Consider the following 18,103-nt stretch of genomic DNA (forward strand, 5'->3'; position numbering starts at 1 on the left):
ATTTCACATAAAAAAACCCAGACTAAAATAGTCTGGGTTAAAAGTATAAAAAATAATTTTTTTATTCTTCTTCGTTAGCTGCTGTTTCTTCAGTTGCAACATCTTCTGCTACTTCTTCTTCAACAACTGGTGCAGCTGCAGCGATACGTGCTTCGTTTACTGCTTTTTCTGCTTCTAATGCTTTAGCTCTAGCATCAGCATCAGCTTTAGATAAACCGTCAGATTTAGCTTCAATTTTAGCTGCTTTTTCTTCCAACCAAGCATCGAATTTCGATTGTGCTTGTTCTTCAGTAAGTGCACCTTTTCTAACTCCACCAGCTAAATGGTGTTTAAGCATTGCTCCTTTATAAGATAAAATTGCTTTTGCAGTGTCAGTAGGTTGTGCACCGTTTTGTAACCATGTTACAGCTCCATTAACATCTAATTCGATAGTTGCAGGATTTGTGTTAGGATTGTAAGCACCTAACTTTTCAAGGTATTTACCATCTCTTTTAGCGCGAGAATCCGCTGCTACGATCCAGTAATAAGGTTTTCCTTTCTTACCGTGTCTTTGTAATCTAATTTTTACAGGCATAATAATTAATTAATGAGGTTCTCGACCTCTGTTATTAATGAGGGCGCAAAGATACTATAATTTTTTAATTTGCAACGGTTTAATTTGTTTTAAACGAGCGCTAAGTGTACTTTAACTAAAAGAAAAAGTGGAGTTATGCTCATTATTAAAAATTATTATACTTTTGACATTGTTGTTTCGTTATATTTGGAGCACAGACAAAAGCCTTTTTTAAATGAAGAAAAAACTAATCCTCTTATCTCTTATTTTTTTAACAGCATTCAGTTGTGGTGACGAAGTACAGTTTAATACGCCTGCTTTTCAAGGTGATCGTGAAAATGAACTGTGGAGAGCTAAGGCTTTCTCAGCTAGTATTGACGCATTTGGGTTTTTGACCATTACAGGAATTAACAATTCTGAAACTGTAAAACTGATTGTTCCTTCTGTAATTGAATCAACCTTTATTGTGGGTGATATAGATATTGTTGAAGCACAATATAGTGATGGTTTTGGTGCAACGTATTCTACGACCAATAAACCAGATGAAAGTGTTTCAATCTATCCTGAACTTGGTGAAATTATCATTGAGGAAATAGATGTAGTTAATAAAACCTTTACAGGAACGTATAGATTTTTAGCTTTTGATGCTTCTGGATTAAACTCTGTTGGGTTTACCAATGGTATTTTTTATAAAGTACCTTTGCTATCTGGTGAGTTTCCAACAAACCCTATAACGTGTATAGATGTAGAGGTTGCTTCTGATGTTGCATTGATAGCTTATGAAAATACATTTTCTTCTGATTTAGAATTTGTAAATAGTGCGGCTTATTTAGCGGCATGTAGTGCGTATTCGGAAGCTTTAACAAATCAACGTATCTATTGTGGTGATTCCGATGGCGCTTTACAAGATATAATAGATGGTTTAGCTGACTGCCAAATATCTTGCGAAATTGCTACTGCAAATGTTGTAGAAGCAAACTCACAATATACAACGGCAACTATTGGTAATTATAATGAAAAGTGTGCACAGTTTATCCTTTACTTACAAGAACAAATAGAAATTTGTGGTGACGCTGATGGAAGTATTCAGTTGCAAATTGATAATTTAGATTGTGGTGATGCCGATGGAGATGGTGTGCCTGATGCGTATGAAGATTTTAATAGTAATGGTGATCTTGAGGATGATGACACGGATAGTGATGGAATTCCAAATTATTTAGATAATGACGATGATGGTGATGGCATATTAACGCAATATGAAGCTAAAGATGCAGACGGAAATCCTATTGATACTGATGGTGATGGTGATGTGGATTATTTAGATAATGATGATGACGGAGATACAATATTGACTATAAATGAAAATGCGGATCCAAATGGTGATGGTAACCCTGATGATGCTGTAGATACTGACGGTAATGGAGTTCCAGATTATTTGCAAGCATAAATTAATCATTATATAATAATATTTAAGCGTCACTCATAATGAGTGACGCTTTTTTTTGTTAAAGACTTATAAGTCTTTGTTAAAGATGTTAAGTTGTGCTGTGTTTCCTATCATTTCTGTTATATTAATTATGGTTGTGAAACAATACGCAACCTAAAAGAACTTATTGAAATCTTAAATGAACAAGATATAATGAAGTATACAGAAGAAATTTCAAATAAATTAAACGAATTATTAATTAAGAATTACGATGCCGAAAAAGGCTATTTAAATGCCATTGACAATGTGGATAGTAAACGATTAGAAATGTTTTTTAAGCGTAGAGCCTCAGAACGCAGTGAATTTGCAAAGGAACTAAGAACTGAGATATTGCAGTATGGTGAGATTCCAGAAGATTCTGGAAGTTTTAAAGGTGCAATGCATAGAAATTGGATGAGTTTAAAGTCTGCATTTAGTTCTAATAACGAAGAGACTATTTTAGAAGAGGCTATTAAAGGTGAAGAAGCGAGTTTAGACGTTTATAACGATTTAATTAAAGAACGTAACTTGCCGCCAAGTATTGACGCCTTGTTGTTAAAGCATAAAAACGCTATCCAAGCCGCAATTAATTCAGAGAAAGTGCAAGAGGAGTTAATATCGTAATTAATTTAAAATAAAGATTGAAGTCAGCTTTTAAAGCTGGCTTTTTTTATGTTCAAAACTCTTTGTAATTTCATTTCAGAAAAGTTCAAATTCTATGTAATTTTATGAGCTAACTTTTTGAGGGCTTTAATTGTGGTTTTTGCTGATTATGAGTAATTTACACTTTGATGTCCTTGCGGTAATGCGCAGCACTTAATAAAAAACAACAGAACACTACATGTACTTAATATTCGATACTGAAACCACAGGATTACCAAAACGCTGGGATGCACCAATTACAGATACTGATAATTGGCCAAGATGTATTCAGATTGCTTGGCAATTGCATGATGGTATGGGAAATTGTATTGAGCACGAAGATTATTTGGTAAAACCAGAAGGCTTTAATATTCCGTATGATGCTGAGAAAATTCATGGTATTTCAACTGAATTAGCGCAAGAACAAGGTGTGTCACTTTCTGAAGTTTTAGAGAAATTTAATGCGGCTTTAGCTAAAACAAAATTCGTTGTTGGTCAGAATGTAAAGTTCGATTTAAATATTATGGGAGCGGAATTTGTACGTGAAAACGTCACAAATCCACTTCAAGAATTACCGGTTTTAGATACCTGTACAGAACATACAGCAAGTTTGTGTCAATTGCCTGGTGGACGTTACGGGAAGTTTAAATTGCCAACCCTAACGGAATTACATCAGTACTTATTTAATAAGCCATTTTCTGAAGCTCACAATGCCACAGCCGATGTTGAAGCAACCACACGTTGTTTTTTAGAATTAATAAGACGTAAACAATATACCAAAGAGCAGTTAGATGTAGAGCCAGAATATTTTGAGAATTTCACGCAAGAAAATCCTGCGGAAGTTCAGCTTATTGGTTTAAAACACATCAACCTTAAGAAGGAAAGTGCTAAAATTAACGCACGCCTTCAAAAAGAACAAGCGGTACCTGTAACCATTGATAAAGAAGCGGCATCGCAAATTAAGGATGTCGATTTTGCACATTTACATAACCATTCACAGTATTCCATTCTTCAATCTACGATTAGTGTTAAAGATTTAGTGGCTGCAGCTGCTAGAGAAAATATGCCAGCAGTCGCGATGACTGATCACGGAAATATGATGGGAGCATTTCATTTTGTGACTGCGGTTTCCAATCATAATAAAGGGGTAAAAGCACAGCACAAGCAAGCAGAAGAAGCCGGGTTAGAAAAGAAAGGCAAAATCATGAAACCAATTATTGGTTGTGAGTTTTTTGTGTGCGAAAATCACGCAGATAAAACCCGAAAAGATAATGGGTATCAAATTGTGTTAATGGCCAAGAATAAAAAGGGCTATCACAATTTGGCAAAATTATCATCTGCGGCCTTTACAGATGGTTTTTATTACGTACCAAGAGTTGATAAAAAACTGATTGAACACTATAAAGAAGATTTAATCTGTTTAACCGGAAACCTTTATGGTGAAGTGCCAAGTAAGGTTTTAAATGTGGGTGAAAATCAGGCGGAAGAAGCCTTATTGTGGTGGAAAGAAACGTTTCAAGATGATTTATATGTTGAAATAATGCGTCATAACCAAGAGGATGAAAATCGGGTGAATCCGGTATTAATTCAAATGGCAAAAAAGCATGATGTTAAATTGGTCGCTACCAATAATACCTATTATGTCGATCAAGAAAATGCCAATGCACACGATATTTTATTATGTGTAAAAGATGGTGAAAAACAGGCGACGCCAATTGGTCGTGGTCGTGGTTATCGTTACGGTTTACCAAATCAAGAATATTACTTTAAGTCTTCAGAAGAAATGAAAGCACTCTTTAGAGATGTGCCAGAAGCGATTGTGAATATCGGCGACGTAGTCGATAAGATTGAGCCTTACGAATTAGCTAGAGATGTATTATTACCTGCTTTCGATATTCCTGAAGAATTTAAATTTGAAGAAGATTTAGCAGATAACGGTAAACGTGGTGAAAATGCATTTTTAAGACATTTAACTTACAAAGGTGCCAAAATACGTTACGGTGAGATTACACCAGCCATTGAGGAGCGTCTCGATTTTGAGTTAAGCGTTATTGAAAAAACAGGATATCCAGGTTATTTCTTAATTGTAGAAGATTTTATTCGCGAAGCCAGAAAAATGGATGTTTCCGTTGGTCCTGGTCGTGGATCTGCAGCAGGTTCGGTAGTGGCCTATTGTTTGTGGATTACCAATATTGATCCTATTAAGTACGATTTACTTTTTGAGCGTTTCTTAAATCCAGATCGTGTAAGTATGCCCGATATTGATATCGATTTTGATGATGAAGGTCGTGGTCGTGTAATGCAATATGTAATTGATAAATATGGTTCTAACCAAGTAGCGCAGATTATTACTTACGGAACCATGGCTGCAAAATCTTCAATTAGAGATACCGCCAGAGTTTTAGATTTACCGTTAAATGAAGCCGATCATATTGCGAAGTTAATTCCGTTGATGTCTAAATTAGGCAAGATTTTTGGGCTTTCGGAAAAGGAGTTAGCAAGTAAATTTAGAGCTGAAGATTTAGAGAAAATTAATGAATTACTCAATATTTCTGATGGTGACGATTTACAAGCCGAAACCATCAACCAAGCACGGATTTTAGAAGGTTCGGTTCGTAACACAGGGATTCACGCTTGTGGTGTAATCATCACACCAGGAGATATTACCAATTATGTGCCTGTTGCGCTGGCTAAAGATTCCGATTTATATGTTACCCAATTTGATAACTCTGTTGTTGAGGATGCAGGGTTGTTGAAAATGGATTTCTTGGGATTAAAACGTTAACCTTAATTAAGGATACCGTAAAACTTGTAAAAGCCAAGCACGATATTTTACTTGATCCTGATAGTTTTCCACTCGATGATGTGAAAACATATGAGTTATTCCAACGCGGCGAAACAGTTGGTGTGTTTCAGTATGAATCGCCAGGCATGCAAAAACACATGAAGAATCTGAAACCTACGGTTTTTGATGATTTAATTGCCATGAACGCCCTGTATCGCCCTGGTCCAATGGAATATATTCCAAGTTTCATTGCGCGTAAACATGGTGATGAAGAGATTGTGTACGATTTACCAGAAATGGAAGAGTACCTTAAGGAAACTTACGGAATTACGGTTTACCAAGAGCAAGTAATGCTACTGTCTCAAAAGTTGGCTGACTTTACCAAAGGTGAAGCCGATGTCTTGAGAAAAGCGATGGGTAAAAAGCAGATTGCGGTTTTGGATAAAATGAAACCAAAATTCATTGAACAAGCAAGTGCAAAAGGTTTAGACGCTAAAAAGTTAGAAAAAATTTGGAAGGATTGGGAAGCCTTTGCAAGTTACGCCTTTAACAAATCGCACTCTACATGTTACGCATGGATTGCTTACCAAACAGCCTATTTAAAAGCGCATTACCCAGCAGAATATATGGCTGCTGTATTATCTAATAATATGAATGATATTAAATCCATTACCTTCTTTATGGAAGAATGTAAACGGATGCGATTACCAGTTTTAGGACCCGATGTTAATGAAAGTTTTTACAAGTTTTCAGTAAATAAAGATAATGCTGTTCGTTTCGGAATGGGAGCGATAAAAGGTGTTGGTCATGGAGCTGTTCAGACGATTGTAGAAAACAGAAAAGAAGATGGACACTATAAATCTATCTTCGATTTTGCCAAACGTATTGATTTGCGTGCTGCCAATAAAAGAGCTTTTGAAGGGCTGGCGAATGCAGGTGGTTTTGATTGTTGGGCAGATACACACCGAGCGCAATACTTTGCAGACGAAGGTGATGGTGTCAGCTTTTTAGAAAAAGCAGTTAAGTATGGAGCCAAGCATCAGGAAAATGAAAACTCGGCGCAAGTCAGTTTATTTGGGGCCGCTAGTGATGTTCAGATCGCAGAACCTATTGTGCCTCCATGTGAAGATTGGGGAACGATGGAGAAATTATCGCGAGAACGCGAAGTGGTTGGGATTTATATTTCTGGTCATCCACTAGATGATTTTAATATTGAAATGAAAACTTTCTGCAACGGAGTGGTGGAGGATTTTAATGATTTGGAAACCATCGTAAATAAGGAAGTTACTTTTGGTGGCGTTGTTACCGATGTGCAACATCGTGTGAGTAAACAAGGAAAAGGTTGGGCTATTTTTACGATTGAAGATTATACCGATAGTTTTGAGTTTCGAATTTTTGGTGAAGATTATTTAAAGTTTAGACACTTTTTTGTGATTAACTCTTTTGTCTATGTCAGAGCCTTTGTGCGCGAAGGTTGGGTAAACAGAGACACAGGTAAAAAAGGAGATCCAAGGATTCAATTTAATAGTTTCCAGTTGTTGCATGATGTGATGGATACCTATGCTAAAAAGTTATCCATTCAATTAAACATTAAAGATTTAGAAAGGGAAACAGTTTCTGTGTTGTATGACTTAATAAAATTCCACGAAGGCACTCAAACCTTAAATTTTGTGGTCTATGATAATGCTGAAAAGATAAAAGTACAGATGCCAAGTCGAAAAAATAAAGTTAAGATTTCGCAACAACTCTTAAATAGTTTGAAGGAGCATGATATAATTTATAAGTTGAATTAGATGTTTAGAACTTGACTTGCGTATATTTATGTGTTATGCGCAATAAGGATAAACAAATAGAATGACAACAACTAGAAAATATTATGAATCCTTAATTGACGCTTTCATTCGAATTAACAAATCGAACGTAAACGAACCTAAAGAATACTTTGAGGCTAAATTAGAAATAAGTAATTTAATTAATAGAATACTAAAATTTGATTTATTTCCATTAACATTTTCTAATGATTTTTTTGATTTGTTAGAATCAGAATCAATAAAGGATTTTGATAATCAGAAAATCAAATTGATAAATGAATTGCATTTTGAATTAATTGAATGTCTTTGGACAACTCGTTTGCGCTTTGGTGGAGAATTAATCCAATATATATCAAAAATTAAAATTGCTTTATTAAATCTAAATATTAAGGAATTAGAATTATTTGAAAAAAATAAAACTGAACCGACTCATAATTATTTCCCTGAAGTTTACAATTTTAAAAACAACAAGGATAAAACTCAAAGAATCAAAGAAATTAGAGCCTTTTCGAAAACTGGTCCTAAAAAGGAAAAATTAATCATAAAGAAAAAAGATTACACTAAGTTAGAAAACAAAATTGTTACTGATATAAGTAATTATAGAAGTTATATAATGGAACATTATCCATCTTTATCCGACAATTTTTCTTTTTGCAATAAAAAGGTTTTAGCTTATATTACAGAGGCAATGTCATCTGATATTTTTGAATTTCGAATTCACTCATATATGACAACTAATGGTGATAATTCAGTAAAACTTGACCATCAATTTTATGATTTTTATCCTTCCTATTTTCACAACCTTGAAGAAATAATAGACAAATTTGCAGGAGCACATATTACAAGTCTAAAAAAAGAGGATTTTAGTTTTAGAAATCCATTTTCAATAAACAACATTCATCGTGAATTAATTGAAATTTTCATTCAAAACTCTAGTGGAAATGGAATTGAAGAATTTACTACATTCCTATTAAAGTGCAAAGGATACTAAATCAATGAAGACTTACATAAGGATTTTAACTATGATATTTCTGCGTCAAAAGAAAAAAAATCATTTTCCTTCGAGATATTTCACCATAAATCTAGGAGTATCTCAAAAATTAAGGCTAGAATTACGAACATAAGTAAAACATCATCAGAATTAATACCTTCTTTTATATTCACTTCATTTCCCGGAGAAGAAATTTATAAAATATTAAAAGAAGAAAATATTAAAACAATTATTCTACAAGACCTAATTAGGGAACATTTTGAGTTACAAAATAGTCAAGTTATTCATTGGTATATTAAATCTAAAATATCCAATCTTAGAATTAAATCAAACAGTTTTGAATTGAAATTTGAGGGAGAAAACCTAATTGCAAAACTTGAAAAATGTCTTCCTGGCGAAAAAAACTGGTCAGAATATGAATCTATAGGTGTAAATATTTTTAGGTTTTTATTTAAAGACAACTTCAAAAAATATTTGAGCGAGGAACAAATAGAGAATAACTTAAAAAACCATAGAAGAGATTTATTAGTGAATAATAATCCCTCTGATTTAACTTCTTTTTGGTCAGACACTAAAAGGAATTATAATTGTTCGGCAATTATAATTGATTTTAAAAATTATTCAGGCAAACTTAATTCAACAAATTTTTTCAGCGTTTCGAAATACACCAAAAAAAATGTTGGGGATTTTGCTATTGTATTTTCAAGAAAAGGAATTGACAAAACAGCAAAAATTGAACAATCTGAATTATTTGGAAATGGAAAACTGTTGCTTGAATTTAGCGATAGTGAATTGATTGAAATGATAAGAGAAAAAATAATAGGAAAAGACCCAATTGACAGATTGGAATCTAAGAAATTTGAATTAGTAAAAAAATATTAAAGCGCATAACACTTTATATAATTTATTGCTAGTTCTAGCCAACTTACAAACATTCCTACAGAATATTCTATCTGAGATTTATTTAATAAATTAGTTGCTTAACCACGTCACTAGCTATACACAAAATAGTTAGTTACAATTTGGAACAATACGCATGGGAATATTTGATATATTTAAGAAGAAGACAACCGACTCAACATTTCCAGAAAATGAATTAGAGAAAATTTTCTTACGAGCTACACAAGAAATAGCTGCTCAAAAGGAATTTTATCAAAAATTATTATGGAGTCAATTGTTTGTTTTGACCGACGAACATATGGATTCGGAAGAAGGAATTCAAACATTGGAAGAGGATACAATTGTGCGATTTGTAACGTTTGAAGAAGGACAAATTCCAATTTTTACTTCTACAAATAGAATTTTTGATAAAGGAGTAATAAAAGAAGAAGTTCCATATGTGAGTCTTAAAGGCCAGGACTTATTTCGTATTGCGAAAGGAGCAACATTTATTCTAAATCCTAATTCAAACTATGTAAAGGAATTAATCCCAGAGGAAATTGAAAACCTCATGGATGGAACACTCTATGACAAGATTGATGAACAGGAAATAGAGGATATTAAATTTCAAGAGTTTAATGAAATATTTGAACGAGCAGGAAATAAACAAGAAGGATTGATTTTGCTTGATGGATACCATATTAAAAAATTAAATAAATCAGAAAAATCAAGACTAGAAGAATCTGTAATAGAATTTGAAAAATGTCTTGCCATAATTCCTGAACATTGGCAAAGTATGATATTAATGTCCAAGGCGCTTCAACGATTAGAAAGACATTCTGAAGCTCTTGAACATTTAGAAAATGCTTGTAAAATTGAATTGGAAAATCATATCATTGCTATGGAGGCCTCTTTGGAAGCTATGCACTTGAAAGACATTGATAAAGCATTGTATTATTCTGTAGAATCTCTAAGACGAAAACCCAATGATTATGCATTGATGGGCAATCACGCAATGAATTTACTTGTAGCCAATAAAGACCAAGAAGCTAAAAATACTATCGACAATGCGATTAAAATAAAGTCTAATGACGCTGTAAATAAAAACATCAGATTGATTATAAATGGTGTTATTTCTGGTAAACGAAAAAGACCAACTTTTGAAGACGCAATTAAATAATAACGCTATCTAACACCTTGAATAATTAATTGCTTAGTCAATGTCAACTTGCTAACATTGCTGTAAAATATTCTCACTATGACTTATTTATAAATGAAGTGTTTATACTATAGGTAAAAACCCTAAATAGAAATTAATAACATGTTGTTCGAAAATCCATTATTTTTAATTCCATTCAGTAGCGGACTCATCTTTTGTGTTGTAGGACTATTTATGTATAAATTTCCACCAAAGAAGATTAACGGAATCTATGGTTATAGGACAGCAAATTCTATGAAAAATCAAGTGAGATGGGATTTTGCACAACTATATTCATCTAAACAAATGATAAAATACGGACTTCTACTTTCAGTATTTGGATTAGTTGGTTTGGTGTACGAGCCATCTGAAAGTATTTCTACTATGTTAGGCTTAGGTTTAATGATTTTAATGGTAGTTTTATTAATCGTTAAAGTCGAGAAAAAAATCAAAGAAGAATTTAAAGATACTGAATAAATAAAATAGACAGACTTGTCTGTTTATAAAATTATTTTATATATTTGCACCATGAAACATGCCGAAGTAAAAAATAGAATTACAGAAACGGCCTCATTTTTATTTTATAAGAATGGGTATAATTCTACAGGTATCAATCAAATTATTGCGGAAGCAGGCATTGCTAAGGCAACGTTATATAATCATTTTAAATCTAAAGAAGACATTTGTTTGGCGTATCTCCAATACAAGAATGTCAATTTTTTAGAAGATTTTGAAAATTTTACAACGTCTAAACCAAAAGGAAAAGAGCAAATCCTAGCGATATTCGATTTCCTTCAACTGTTTTATCAGGATAAAGATTTTAATGGGTGTTGGTGTATAAAAACCGTTTCGGAAATTCCAAAAGATAATGAGATTATTAGACATGAAATTCAATCTCAAAAAAACGACTTTATCGCGATTATAGCAAGACTGATCACCAACAATTTAGAACAAGTGAAAAGTGAGCAAGTAAATTCACTCGCAAGACAGATTTATTTACTGTATGAAAGTGCCGTTGGAGAAAGTCACTTGCACCGAGAAGACTGGCCTATTGTTGAGTCTAAAAATTTATGTGAAAAAATAATAGCTTAAAAAAATTTGAACAAACAAAGACAGACTTGTCTGTCTAATTTTAATAATTTAATAAAAATATAATGAAAGAATTTGAAAACAAAGTAGCTTTAGTCATTGGCGGAACAAGCGGAATAGGTAATGCCACTACAAACGCCTTATTAGAAGGAGGAGCAATAGTACATGTTGTAGGTAGAAATACAGATAAAATTGCGGATGCACCAAACTTGGTTAAACACACGGCAAACATATCTAGTACAACAGATGTAGATGCTTTAATCGCTAAAATTGAGGATTTAGATAACTTGGACTATTTGGTAAATGCATCAGGGATTTTTGGCCCTAAACCGTTTTTAGATCACACTATGGAAGACTATAATTCGTATTTAGATTTAAATAGAGGTTTCTTCTTTATCACACAAAGTGCCGCTAAAAAAATGAAAGCAACTAAAGGAGGCTCTATTGTAAATGTAGGTTCTATGTGGGCAAAACAAGCCGTAAAAGCAACACCTTCTACGGCCTATTCTATGCAGAAAGCAGGTTTGCATTCGCTAACACAACATTTGGCTATGGAATTAGCAGAAGATAACATTCGTGTTAATGCAGTGTCTCCTGCCTTAGTTAATACTCCTGTTTATCATGGTGTTTTTGGAGGTGAAGAAGCGGCTAAAGAAGCGTTGGTTGGTTTTAACGGATTTCACCCCATAGGTCGTTTTGGTGAATCTGAAGATGTAGCCAATACTATTATCTTTTTATTATCAGACAAAGCAGCTTGGGTAACAGGTGCCATTTGGGATACCGATGGTGGTGTTATGGCTGGTAGAAATTAAAAAACTAAAAATAATTATTGAGCCATAACCTTAACTCATTTTGGTTATGGCTTTTCTATTTTATAAATCTCAAAATAATTTTGAGATTTAAATTTGAATTCAAACTATGAAAAATTTAGTCCTAACCGTGAGTATCGTTTTACTGTTTATTTCTTGTAAAGAGACAGTAACATCAGAAACGGACCGTATGTCTAAAACTACAACGTCCAATAGTACTAGTGAAAAATCAACATTAAAATATAAAACATTAGCTGTAAACGGGATAAATATTGCCTATCGAGAAGCTGGTAATCCCAAAAACCCGACTATTGTTTTACTACATGGTTTTCCGGCATCATCGTACCAATACCGAAAAGTGTTAGCACAATTATCTAACGAGTTTCATTTAATCGCACCTGATTATCCAGGTTTTGGGAACAGTGATTTTCCAGATGCTGAAACATATACGTATACCTTTGATAATATAGCGACTACTATTGATTCCTTTTTAGAGCAAAAGGAGATTAATTCTTATGCTATAATGATTCAAGATTATGGAGCTCCTATTGGTTTTAGATTAGCGACTGCACATCCTGAAAGAATTGCAGCAATCATCAATCAAAATGGAAATGCTTACGAAGAAGGTCTAGGCGATGCTTGGGCTGGAATAAAAGCACTTTGGAAAAATAGAACAAAAGAAACCGAAGATGCTTTATTGACTGCTTTTTCTTTGGAAGGTTTAAAATGGCAATACACACATGGTGTTAGAGATATTGAAACCGTAGATCCTGATAGTTACAATTTAGATTTCTTAAGATTGTCTAGACCCAATGCACATGCCGTAAATTTAGATTTGTTTTACGATTATCAAAATAACGTGAAGCTTTACCCAAAATGGCAAGATTATTTAAGAGATAACCAACCACCATTATTAATAGTTTGGGGTAAAAACGATGCTTTTTTTCCTGAAAGTGGTGCCGAAGCGTTTAAAAAAGACGTAAAAGACATTGATTATAACATTTATGATACAGGGCATTTTGCTTTGGAAGAAGAGGGTGATGCCATTATTGAAAGCATTAGAAACTTCATGAGAAATCAAAATAAATAAACATCTAGAATGAAGCAATTTGTAATAATTTTATTGGTAATATTATCCTTATTTGGATGTCAGGGTAAAACAGACGAGACTAAAAAACAGTTCTTTTTACCACCAACGACAACCTATAATTATGTAGAAATTGATAGTGTAAAACTATTTTATAGAGAAGCAGGAGATAAAAGCAATCCAACGATAGTATTGCTGCATGGTTATCCGTCATCTTCACATTCGTATAGAAACCTTATTCCGATGCTGGCGACGCATTATCATGTAATTGCACCAGATAATTTAGGGTCGGGTTATAGCACGCATTTAGATCCTGCAACGACGACATACACTTTTGATCTCTTGGCTGATTATACGGAGAAGTTAATCGATACACTTCAAATTAAGAATTATGTAATGTTCATGCAAGATTTTGGGGCTCCTGTGGGTTACCGAATGATGATGAGAAATCCAAAACGGATTGAGGCTTTAATTGTTCAAAATGCGAATGCGTATTTAGACGGTTTAACGCCTAAACGACAAGCTTTTTTTAGAACAGCACAAACGGATACCTCACAAGTAAAGCACGATTTTTTATATCGTTTAACAGGTGAAGATGCGATAATAAACCAGCAGTATTTATTTGATTTAGACGCTACAAGTATCAATATTCAGAGTCCGGATGCTTGGACACACGACTTAACATTTTTAAGGTCTAAGAAAGACAGAGAAATTCAAGTGCAGCTATTTAAAGATTACAATACCAATTTAATTCGCTATCCGAAATGGCAAAAGATGTTGAGAGAGAACCAACCAAAAACCTTAATAGCTTGGGGTAAAAAGGACTTGAAATTCAATTATAAAGGAGCGGAAGCTTATTTAAGAGATTTACCCAATGCAGAGTTGCACTTATTAGATGCTGGCCATTTTGCAGCAGAAGAAAAGACACAGGATATTGCAATACTTATTTTAGAATTTTTGTCTAAGAATGAGATAAGATAAAGAGTTAAAAGTGCGAAACCTACTTTATAAATCATATTTAAGGTAAAGGCTTGTAGTTATCCTAAATTTGCGCAAAGGATGGTAACGGCATCCTTTTTTGCCATTAAAAGCAAAAAAGATATAGTGGACAGCCTGGTTTATGCGCCCAACAAAGTAAATATATAAGGCATCTATATGGCTATAACCAAAACATATACAGCCATTGTAAGGTTTGCCAAATATTTTGACTAATTTTGCAGTTGTACCAGTAAAAGGTGCACTAAAAACGAAGTACAATACAATTAAAAATAAATATTATGGCATTAGAAATAACAGATGCAAATTTTGAAGAGACAGTATTAAAGAGTGACAAACCAGTAGTAGTTGATTTCTGGGCTGCTTGGTGTGGACCATGTCGTATGGTTGGACCAATCATTGATGAAATCAGTACAGAATACGAAGGTAAAGCTGTAGTTGGTAAGGTAGATGTTGATGCAAATCAAGAATTCGCTGCTAAGTATGGTGTTAGAAACATCCCTACTGTTTTGGTTTTTCAAGGTGGTGAAGTTGTTGGTCGCCAGGTTGGAGTTGCGCCTAAAAAGGCATATTCTGACGCTATCGACGCACTTTTGTAGTCAATACTCTAAAAGAAATGATAAAAGGTTTGCCTATACGGCAAACCTTTTTTAGTTTCGGTAACTGATGGATTTACAACAAGAACTCAATAAAACAGGAGGTTTTAAAAATCTCGAATTATTAGCGAAGCAAGTCGTTGAAGGCTTTATTGCTGGGATGCATAAAAGTCCATTTCATGGGTTTTCTGCTGAGTTTGCTGAGCATAAGATTTATAATCCGGGAGAAAGCACGAGACATATAGATTGGAAGTTATATGCGAAAACAGACCGTTTGTATACCAAGCGTTATGATGAAGAAACCAATTTGCGTTGCCATATTATATTAGATAATAGCCGTTCTATGCATTATCCTGAATCGGCTGGAACTTCTATAGATAATCTTAATAAAATCGCATTCTCGGCTCTGGCAAGTGCATCTATGATGCATATTCTTAAAAAACAACGCGATGCTGTTGGCTTGAGTATTTATAGTGATACTTATGATTTCTATTCCCCTGAAAAGGGTAGTGAGCGTCATCATCAAATGCTATTACATAAGTTGAGTGACGCGGTAGTTTCTAAATCTGAGACTAAAACAACAGAAACGTATCGGTATTTACATCAGATTGCAGAAAAAATTTATCGTAGATCTTTGATTTTTGTGTTTACAGATATGTTTCAAACCTCAGAAGAGGATGAAAAATTGTTTGAAGCGTTGCGACATTTAAAGCATAATAAGCATGAAGTGGTCTTATTTCATGTTTTTGATAAAGAAAAAGAACAATCTTTTAATTTTAATAATATACCAACACGATTTATAGATGTTGAGACTGGTGACCATATAAATTTGTACGCCGATAACATCAAAGAGAACTACGAAAAATCTGTAAAAGAATACTTTACAGACTTAAAATTAAGGTGTGGTCAATACCGAATTAAGTATGTAGAGGCTGATATTAATGCTGGTTTTAATAGTATATTAACCACCTACATGATAGAGCGACAAAAATTTATTTAAAATATTTTTTATTTTTTTGTTTTTTGTTTGTGGAATTGAAAATGCAGTGTATATTTGCACTCGCAATTAAGCAACGGTCTGGTAGTTCAGTTGGTTAGAATGTCGCCCTGTCACGGCGAAGGTCGCGGGTTCGAGTCCCGTCCAGACCGCTAAAATTGCAAAAGAAGCTTCAAGAAATTGAGGCTTTTTTTTAGCAATATAATGACGTTGTGTTGTTCTAGGAGAGATCCTAGAGTAGTTGTAAGAAACTCATTGTTGTTGAGTTCTTACCAATGAGAAGCTTTCCTTTTTTCTGTATAAGAAGATCGGGATGCTTTTTGTTTTTAGGGGCTTTTTGAGTAGCGTCAATATTAGTTTCTATTTTAAATTTAGAGGTCGTTGCCGTCTTTAACTTTCGTTTTTAGTATATCAATTTACCATTCTCTGTTAAAACAATCTGATCGTTTTTTAAAACTTCGAGCGTAGCTTCGGGTTCATCATCTTTAGATATGCTATTTCTGTATATTGTGTAAGTGTATAGTCCGTTTGTAAATGTAATAGCATAATTACCTCCGTTACCTTGAAATTCATAGTCTCCGTCACTCAACACTAAATTGGGTTTTGAAGATTCTTTATCAGTTATGTTCCAAGATGCGTATCTGTAAGTGTTATTAGCGAGCTGGTCTATTCTAATGATGTGTTTTTTAGTCTTTAGCTTAAGCGTTGGGTTGTCAAATGTTTTCAAAGAGCTGTGCAGGTTTTCTTTATCCTTGGCTATCAATGCGGTTCTGTTCTTTCTTTCAGTCTCGCTTTCGTAGTTTATGGCTTTTATTTTTCCGTTGTCGCTATCCATCCAGATTACTCCATCATTTAGCATAATACCTCTCCAACCAACTTCTTCCCACTGTTCAGCTTTAGAATTTGTGATTAGTGCAACTAGTTTATCATCAAAAACCTCGGAAAAGCGCTGCTTAAAATCGGCTTCGTTTTGTATGCTTAGTAGAGGATATTCTCGGTTTAAAGGGTAATTGATGTGCTTAGCTAATTGGTCAATGTTTTTGGCTTTAAACAAGCTTGTTATTGTGTTGATGTTGGTTCTTTTTTGCTCATCAAGCGTTTCGCTTTGTGTAAAACCTATTTTTGCAACAAATAGTAGTAAAACTAAAAATCTGATTTTCATAATTAGGTGTTTTTATAAATTTTTAAAATGTCATGTATGGTTGGTTTGTATAACTAAGATTACTTAATGATAAGTGGTCTAAGTAATTTGAATTAAGATGGGTTTTAATGAAATATGTAGCGAAATTGAGAAACAAGAAAGCCGACTCTAAAAATGACATTGAGACGGCTTTACTTAGAATTAATAGACTCCCTAAATCTATTCTTGAATGAAATTGAGATTTAAAATACGAGCTTGCGCAGCTAACATTCTAATCTTTTCTAAATGTGAAAGTTTAGCAAAATTCGCTTTTCTCTCCTCATGTGGTGGCATAAATGCTTCTGCATCCTCTTTGTCCATTAGTGTTTTTACCTCTTGAGCCATTTTTAAGGCTTCAGGATAACATGAGCTTTCGGAATCAATAAATACTAAACTGTATAAGGTTGAAGAATAATCCTTATATGCTTTTTGATTACGTGCTTGTTCAAGTATTTTTTTACAATTGTCATCTTTATTATCGGTATAAATCTTGGTTATTAAGTGCTCAACATCAGTAAAACAACTCATGTTTTCCGGGATATACTTTAGCAATCCATAAGCCTTATTATAATCTTTTCTTTCGATATGTGTGCTCGCTGATTTGAGGATTTTGGCACAATTCTTTTCATAATAAGCTAAAACATTCGCTTCAGCCTTGGTAAAAAAGATTTTGAATTTTGGGTCTGAAGTTTTTATTTGCTTGATTGCTTTTGTTATTGCTTTTTCCAAGACTTTATCAGTTACTATTACCGTTGTTTTAAACTGATTAAATAGCGTTTGAAGTTCTGCTTCTGTAATGGTTAAATACACTGCAACTTTAACGACCTTAACCGTCTGAATATCTCCAGCATTCTTTTCGTCAACGATTTCTATTCTTGGAACAATTTCAAAGGGAGTTTGAGTAGAAAGGAAGTTATTTTCTCTTTGATTATAAATCCCTTCAATTTTTTGTTCCAGCAATTTGTAATGCTCCTTATTGACACCGTTTTTAGTCTTTGTATTTGGCATTTTGTAGCTAAAGTTAA

Annotated in this window: 16 protein-coding genes, 1 tRNA gene and 1 pseudogene; 15 read left to right on the top strand and 3 right to left on the bottom strand. The window is 33.6% G+C overall.

Going from position 1 to position 18,103, the window contains the following annotated elements:
- Positions 1-61: 61 nt before the first annotated feature.
- A complete protein-coding gene (locus ADIWIN_RS08240) occupies positions 62-574 on the bottom strand; it encodes a 30S ribosomal protein S16 (protein WP_020898211.1) in 513 nt (170 codons plus the stop codon).
- 214 nt (positions 575-788) lie between these two features.
- On the opposite strand from ADIWIN_RS08240, the gene ADIWIN_RS19520 reads away from it, so the two are divergent.
- The 15 genes and pseudogenes from ADIWIN_RS19520 (at position 789) to ADIWIN_RS08310 (ending at position 16,050) form a co-directional block, all read left to right on the top strand.
- Positions 789-2,000, top strand: coding sequence for a DUF6252 domain-containing protein (locus tag ADIWIN_RS19520; protein ID WP_020898212.1), 1,212 nt, complete (start codon positions 789-791; stop codon positions 1,998-2,000).
- Between the two features lie 192 nt (positions 2,001-2,192).
- Positions 2,193-2,642 (top strand): ferritin-like domain-containing protein, encoded by a 450-nt coding sequence (locus ADIWIN_RS08250; RefSeq protein ID WP_020898213.1) that lies wholly within the window; start codon positions 2,193-2,195, stop codon positions 2,640-2,642.
- 217 nt (positions 2,643-2,859) lie between these two features.
- Positions 2,860-6,923, top strand: a pseudogene (dnaE, locus tag ADIWIN_RS08255) (DNA polymerase III subunit alpha); the annotation flags it as partial.
- Between the two features lie 72 nt (positions 6,924-6,995).
- Positions 6,996-7,238 (top strand): hypothetical protein, encoded by a 243-nt coding sequence (locus ADIWIN_RS22410; RefSeq protein ID WP_498370481.1) that lies wholly within the window; start codon positions 6,996-6,998, stop codon positions 7,236-7,238.
- Positions 7,239-7,299: 61 nt separating this feature from the next.
- On the top strand, positions 7,300-8,247 hold the full coding sequence (locus ADIWIN_RS08260; RefSeq protein WP_020898216.1) for a hypothetical protein: 948 nt from the start codon (positions 7,300-7,302) through the stop codon (positions 8,245-8,247).
- 342 nt (positions 8,248-8,589) lie between these two features.
- Positions 8,590-9,129: a hypothetical protein gene (locus ADIWIN_RS08265; RefSeq protein ID WP_020898217.1), complete on the top strand. Its 540-nt coding sequence runs from the start codon at positions 8,590-8,592 to the stop codon at positions 9,127-9,129.
- 154 nt (positions 9,130-9,283) lie between these two features.
- Positions 9,284-10,306 carry an SseB family protein gene (locus ADIWIN_RS08270; RefSeq protein ID WP_020898218.1) on the top strand — a complete coding sequence of 341 codons (1,023 nt, stop codon included), beginning with the start codon at positions 9,284-9,286 and terminating at the stop codon, positions 10,304-10,306.
- A gap of 141 nt (positions 10,307-10,447) precedes the next feature.
- Positions 10,448-10,801: an SdpI family protein gene (locus tag ADIWIN_RS08275; protein ID WP_020898219.1), complete on the top strand. Its 354-nt coding sequence runs from the start codon at positions 10,448-10,450 to the stop codon at positions 10,799-10,801.
- 51 nt (positions 10,802-10,852) lie between these two features.
- On the top strand, positions 10,853-11,416 hold the full coding sequence (locus ADIWIN_RS08280) for a TetR/AcrR family transcriptional regulator (protein WP_040756739.1): 564 nt from the start codon (positions 10,853-10,855) through the stop codon (positions 11,414-11,416).
- 62 nt (positions 11,417-11,478) lie between these two features.
- Entirely contained in the window at positions 11,479-12,225 is a 747-nt protein-coding gene (locus ADIWIN_RS08285) for an SDR family NAD(P)-dependent oxidoreductase (protein ID WP_020898221.1), read from the top strand.
- A gap of 106 nt (positions 12,226-12,331) precedes the next feature.
- Positions 12,332-13,312 carry an alpha/beta fold hydrolase gene (locus ADIWIN_RS08290; protein WP_020898222.1) on the top strand — a complete coding sequence of 327 codons (981 nt, stop codon included), beginning with the start codon at positions 12,332-12,334 and terminating at the stop codon, positions 13,310-13,312.
- A 9-nt stretch (positions 13,313-13,321) separates the two neighbouring features.
- The gene (locus tag ADIWIN_RS08295; RefSeq protein WP_020898223.1) at positions 13,322-14,290 is read left to right on the top strand and encodes an alpha/beta fold hydrolase; all 969 of its coding nucleotides are present in this window, start codon (positions 13,322-13,324) and stop codon (positions 14,288-14,290) included.
- 296 nt (positions 14,291-14,586) lie between these two features.
- On the top strand, positions 14,587-14,904 hold the full coding sequence (gene trxA / locus ADIWIN_RS08300; protein WP_020898224.1) for a thioredoxin: 318 nt from the start codon (positions 14,587-14,589) through the stop codon (positions 14,902-14,904).
- Between the two features lie 67 nt (positions 14,905-14,971).
- Complete coding sequence (locus tag ADIWIN_RS08305) at positions 14,972-15,901, top strand: DUF58 domain-containing protein (protein WP_020898225.1); 930 nt, start codon at positions 14,972-14,974, stop codon at positions 15,899-15,901.
- A gap of 75 nt (positions 15,902-15,976) precedes the next feature.
- Positions 15,977-16,050, top strand: a tRNA-Asp gene (locus tag ADIWIN_RS08310).
- Positions 16,051-16,301: 251 nt separating this feature from the next.
- On the opposite strand, the gene ADIWIN_RS08315 is transcribed toward ADIWIN_RS08310, so the two are convergent.
- Together ADIWIN_RS08315 and ADIWIN_RS08320 are read right to left on the bottom strand one after the other, a co-directional pair.
- On the bottom strand, positions 16,302-17,060 hold the full coding sequence (locus tag ADIWIN_RS08315) for a hypothetical protein (RefSeq protein WP_020898226.1): 759 nt from the start codon (positions 17,058-17,060) through the stop codon (positions 16,302-16,304).
- 198 nt (positions 17,061-17,258) lie between these two features.
- Positions 17,259-18,086 (bottom strand): hypothetical protein, encoded by an 828-nt coding sequence (locus ADIWIN_RS08320; RefSeq protein WP_152487235.1) that lies wholly within the window; start codon positions 18,084-18,086, stop codon positions 17,259-17,261.
- Positions 18,087-18,103: the final 17 nt, after the last annotated feature.

The sequence above is a fragment of the Winogradskyella psychrotolerans RS-3 genome, assembly GCF_000427335.1.
GTDB classification, from domain to species: Bacteria; Bacteroidota; Bacteroidia; order Flavobacteriales; family Flavobacteriaceae; genus Winogradskyella; species Winogradskyella psychrotolerans.

What these genes read in the sequence shown, in the direction of transcription:
- ADIWIN_RS08240 (WP_020898211.1), bottom strand. Translation starts at nt 574, where the DNA reads ATGCCTGTAAAAATTAGATTACAAAGACACGGTAAGAAAGGAAAACCT.
- ADIWIN_RS19520 (WP_020898212.1), top strand. Translation starts at nt 789, where the DNA reads ATGAAGAAAAAACTAATCCTCTTATCTCTTATTTTTTTAACAGCATTC.
- ADIWIN_RS08250 (WP_020898213.1), top strand. Translation starts at nt 2,193, where the DNA reads ATGAAGTATACAGAAGAAATTTCAAATAAATTAAACGAATTATTAATT.
- ADIWIN_RS22410 (WP_498370481.1), top strand. Translation starts at nt 6,996, where the DNA reads ATGGATACCTATGCTAAAAAGTTATCCATTCAATTAAACATTAAAGAT.
- ADIWIN_RS08260 (WP_020898216.1), top strand. Translation starts at nt 7,300, where the DNA reads ATGACAACAACTAGAAAATATTATGAATCCTTAATTGACGCTTTCATT.
- ADIWIN_RS08270 (WP_020898218.1), top strand. Translation starts at nt 9,284, where the DNA reads ATGGGAATATTTGATATATTTAAGAAGAAGACAACCGACTCAACATTT.
- ADIWIN_RS08275 (WP_020898219.1), top strand. Translation starts at nt 10,448, where the DNA reads ATGTTGTTCGAAAATCCATTATTTTTAATTCCATTCAGTAGCGGACTC.
- ADIWIN_RS08280 (WP_040756739.1), top strand. Translation starts at nt 10,853, where the DNA reads ATGAAACATGCCGAAGTAAAAAATAGAATTACAGAAACGGCCTCATTT.
- ADIWIN_RS08285 (WP_020898221.1), top strand. Translation starts at nt 11,479, where the DNA reads ATGAAAGAATTTGAAAACAAAGTAGCTTTAGTCATTGGCGGAACAAGC.
- ADIWIN_RS08290 (WP_020898222.1), top strand. Translation starts at nt 12,332, where the DNA reads ATGAAAAATTTAGTCCTAACCGTGAGTATCGTTTTACTGTTTATTTCT.
- ADIWIN_RS08295 (WP_020898223.1), top strand. Translation starts at nt 13,322, where the DNA reads ATGAAGCAATTTGTAATAATTTTATTGGTAATATTATCCTTATTTGGA.
- trxA (WP_020898224.1), top strand. Translation starts at nt 14,587, where the DNA reads ATGGCATTAGAAATAACAGATGCAAATTTTGAAGAGACAGTATTAAAG.
- ADIWIN_RS08305 (WP_020898225.1), top strand. Translation starts at nt 14,972, where the DNA reads ATGGATTTACAACAAGAACTCAATAAAACAGGAGGTTTTAAAAATCTC.
- ADIWIN_RS08315 (WP_020898226.1), bottom strand. Translation starts at nt 17,060, where the DNA reads ATGAAAATCAGATTTTTAGTTTTACTACTATTTGTTGCAAAAATAGGT.
- ADIWIN_RS08320 (WP_152487235.1), bottom strand. Translation starts at nt 18,086, where the DNA reads ATGCCAAATACAAAGACTAAAAACGGTGTCAATAAGGAGCATTACAAA.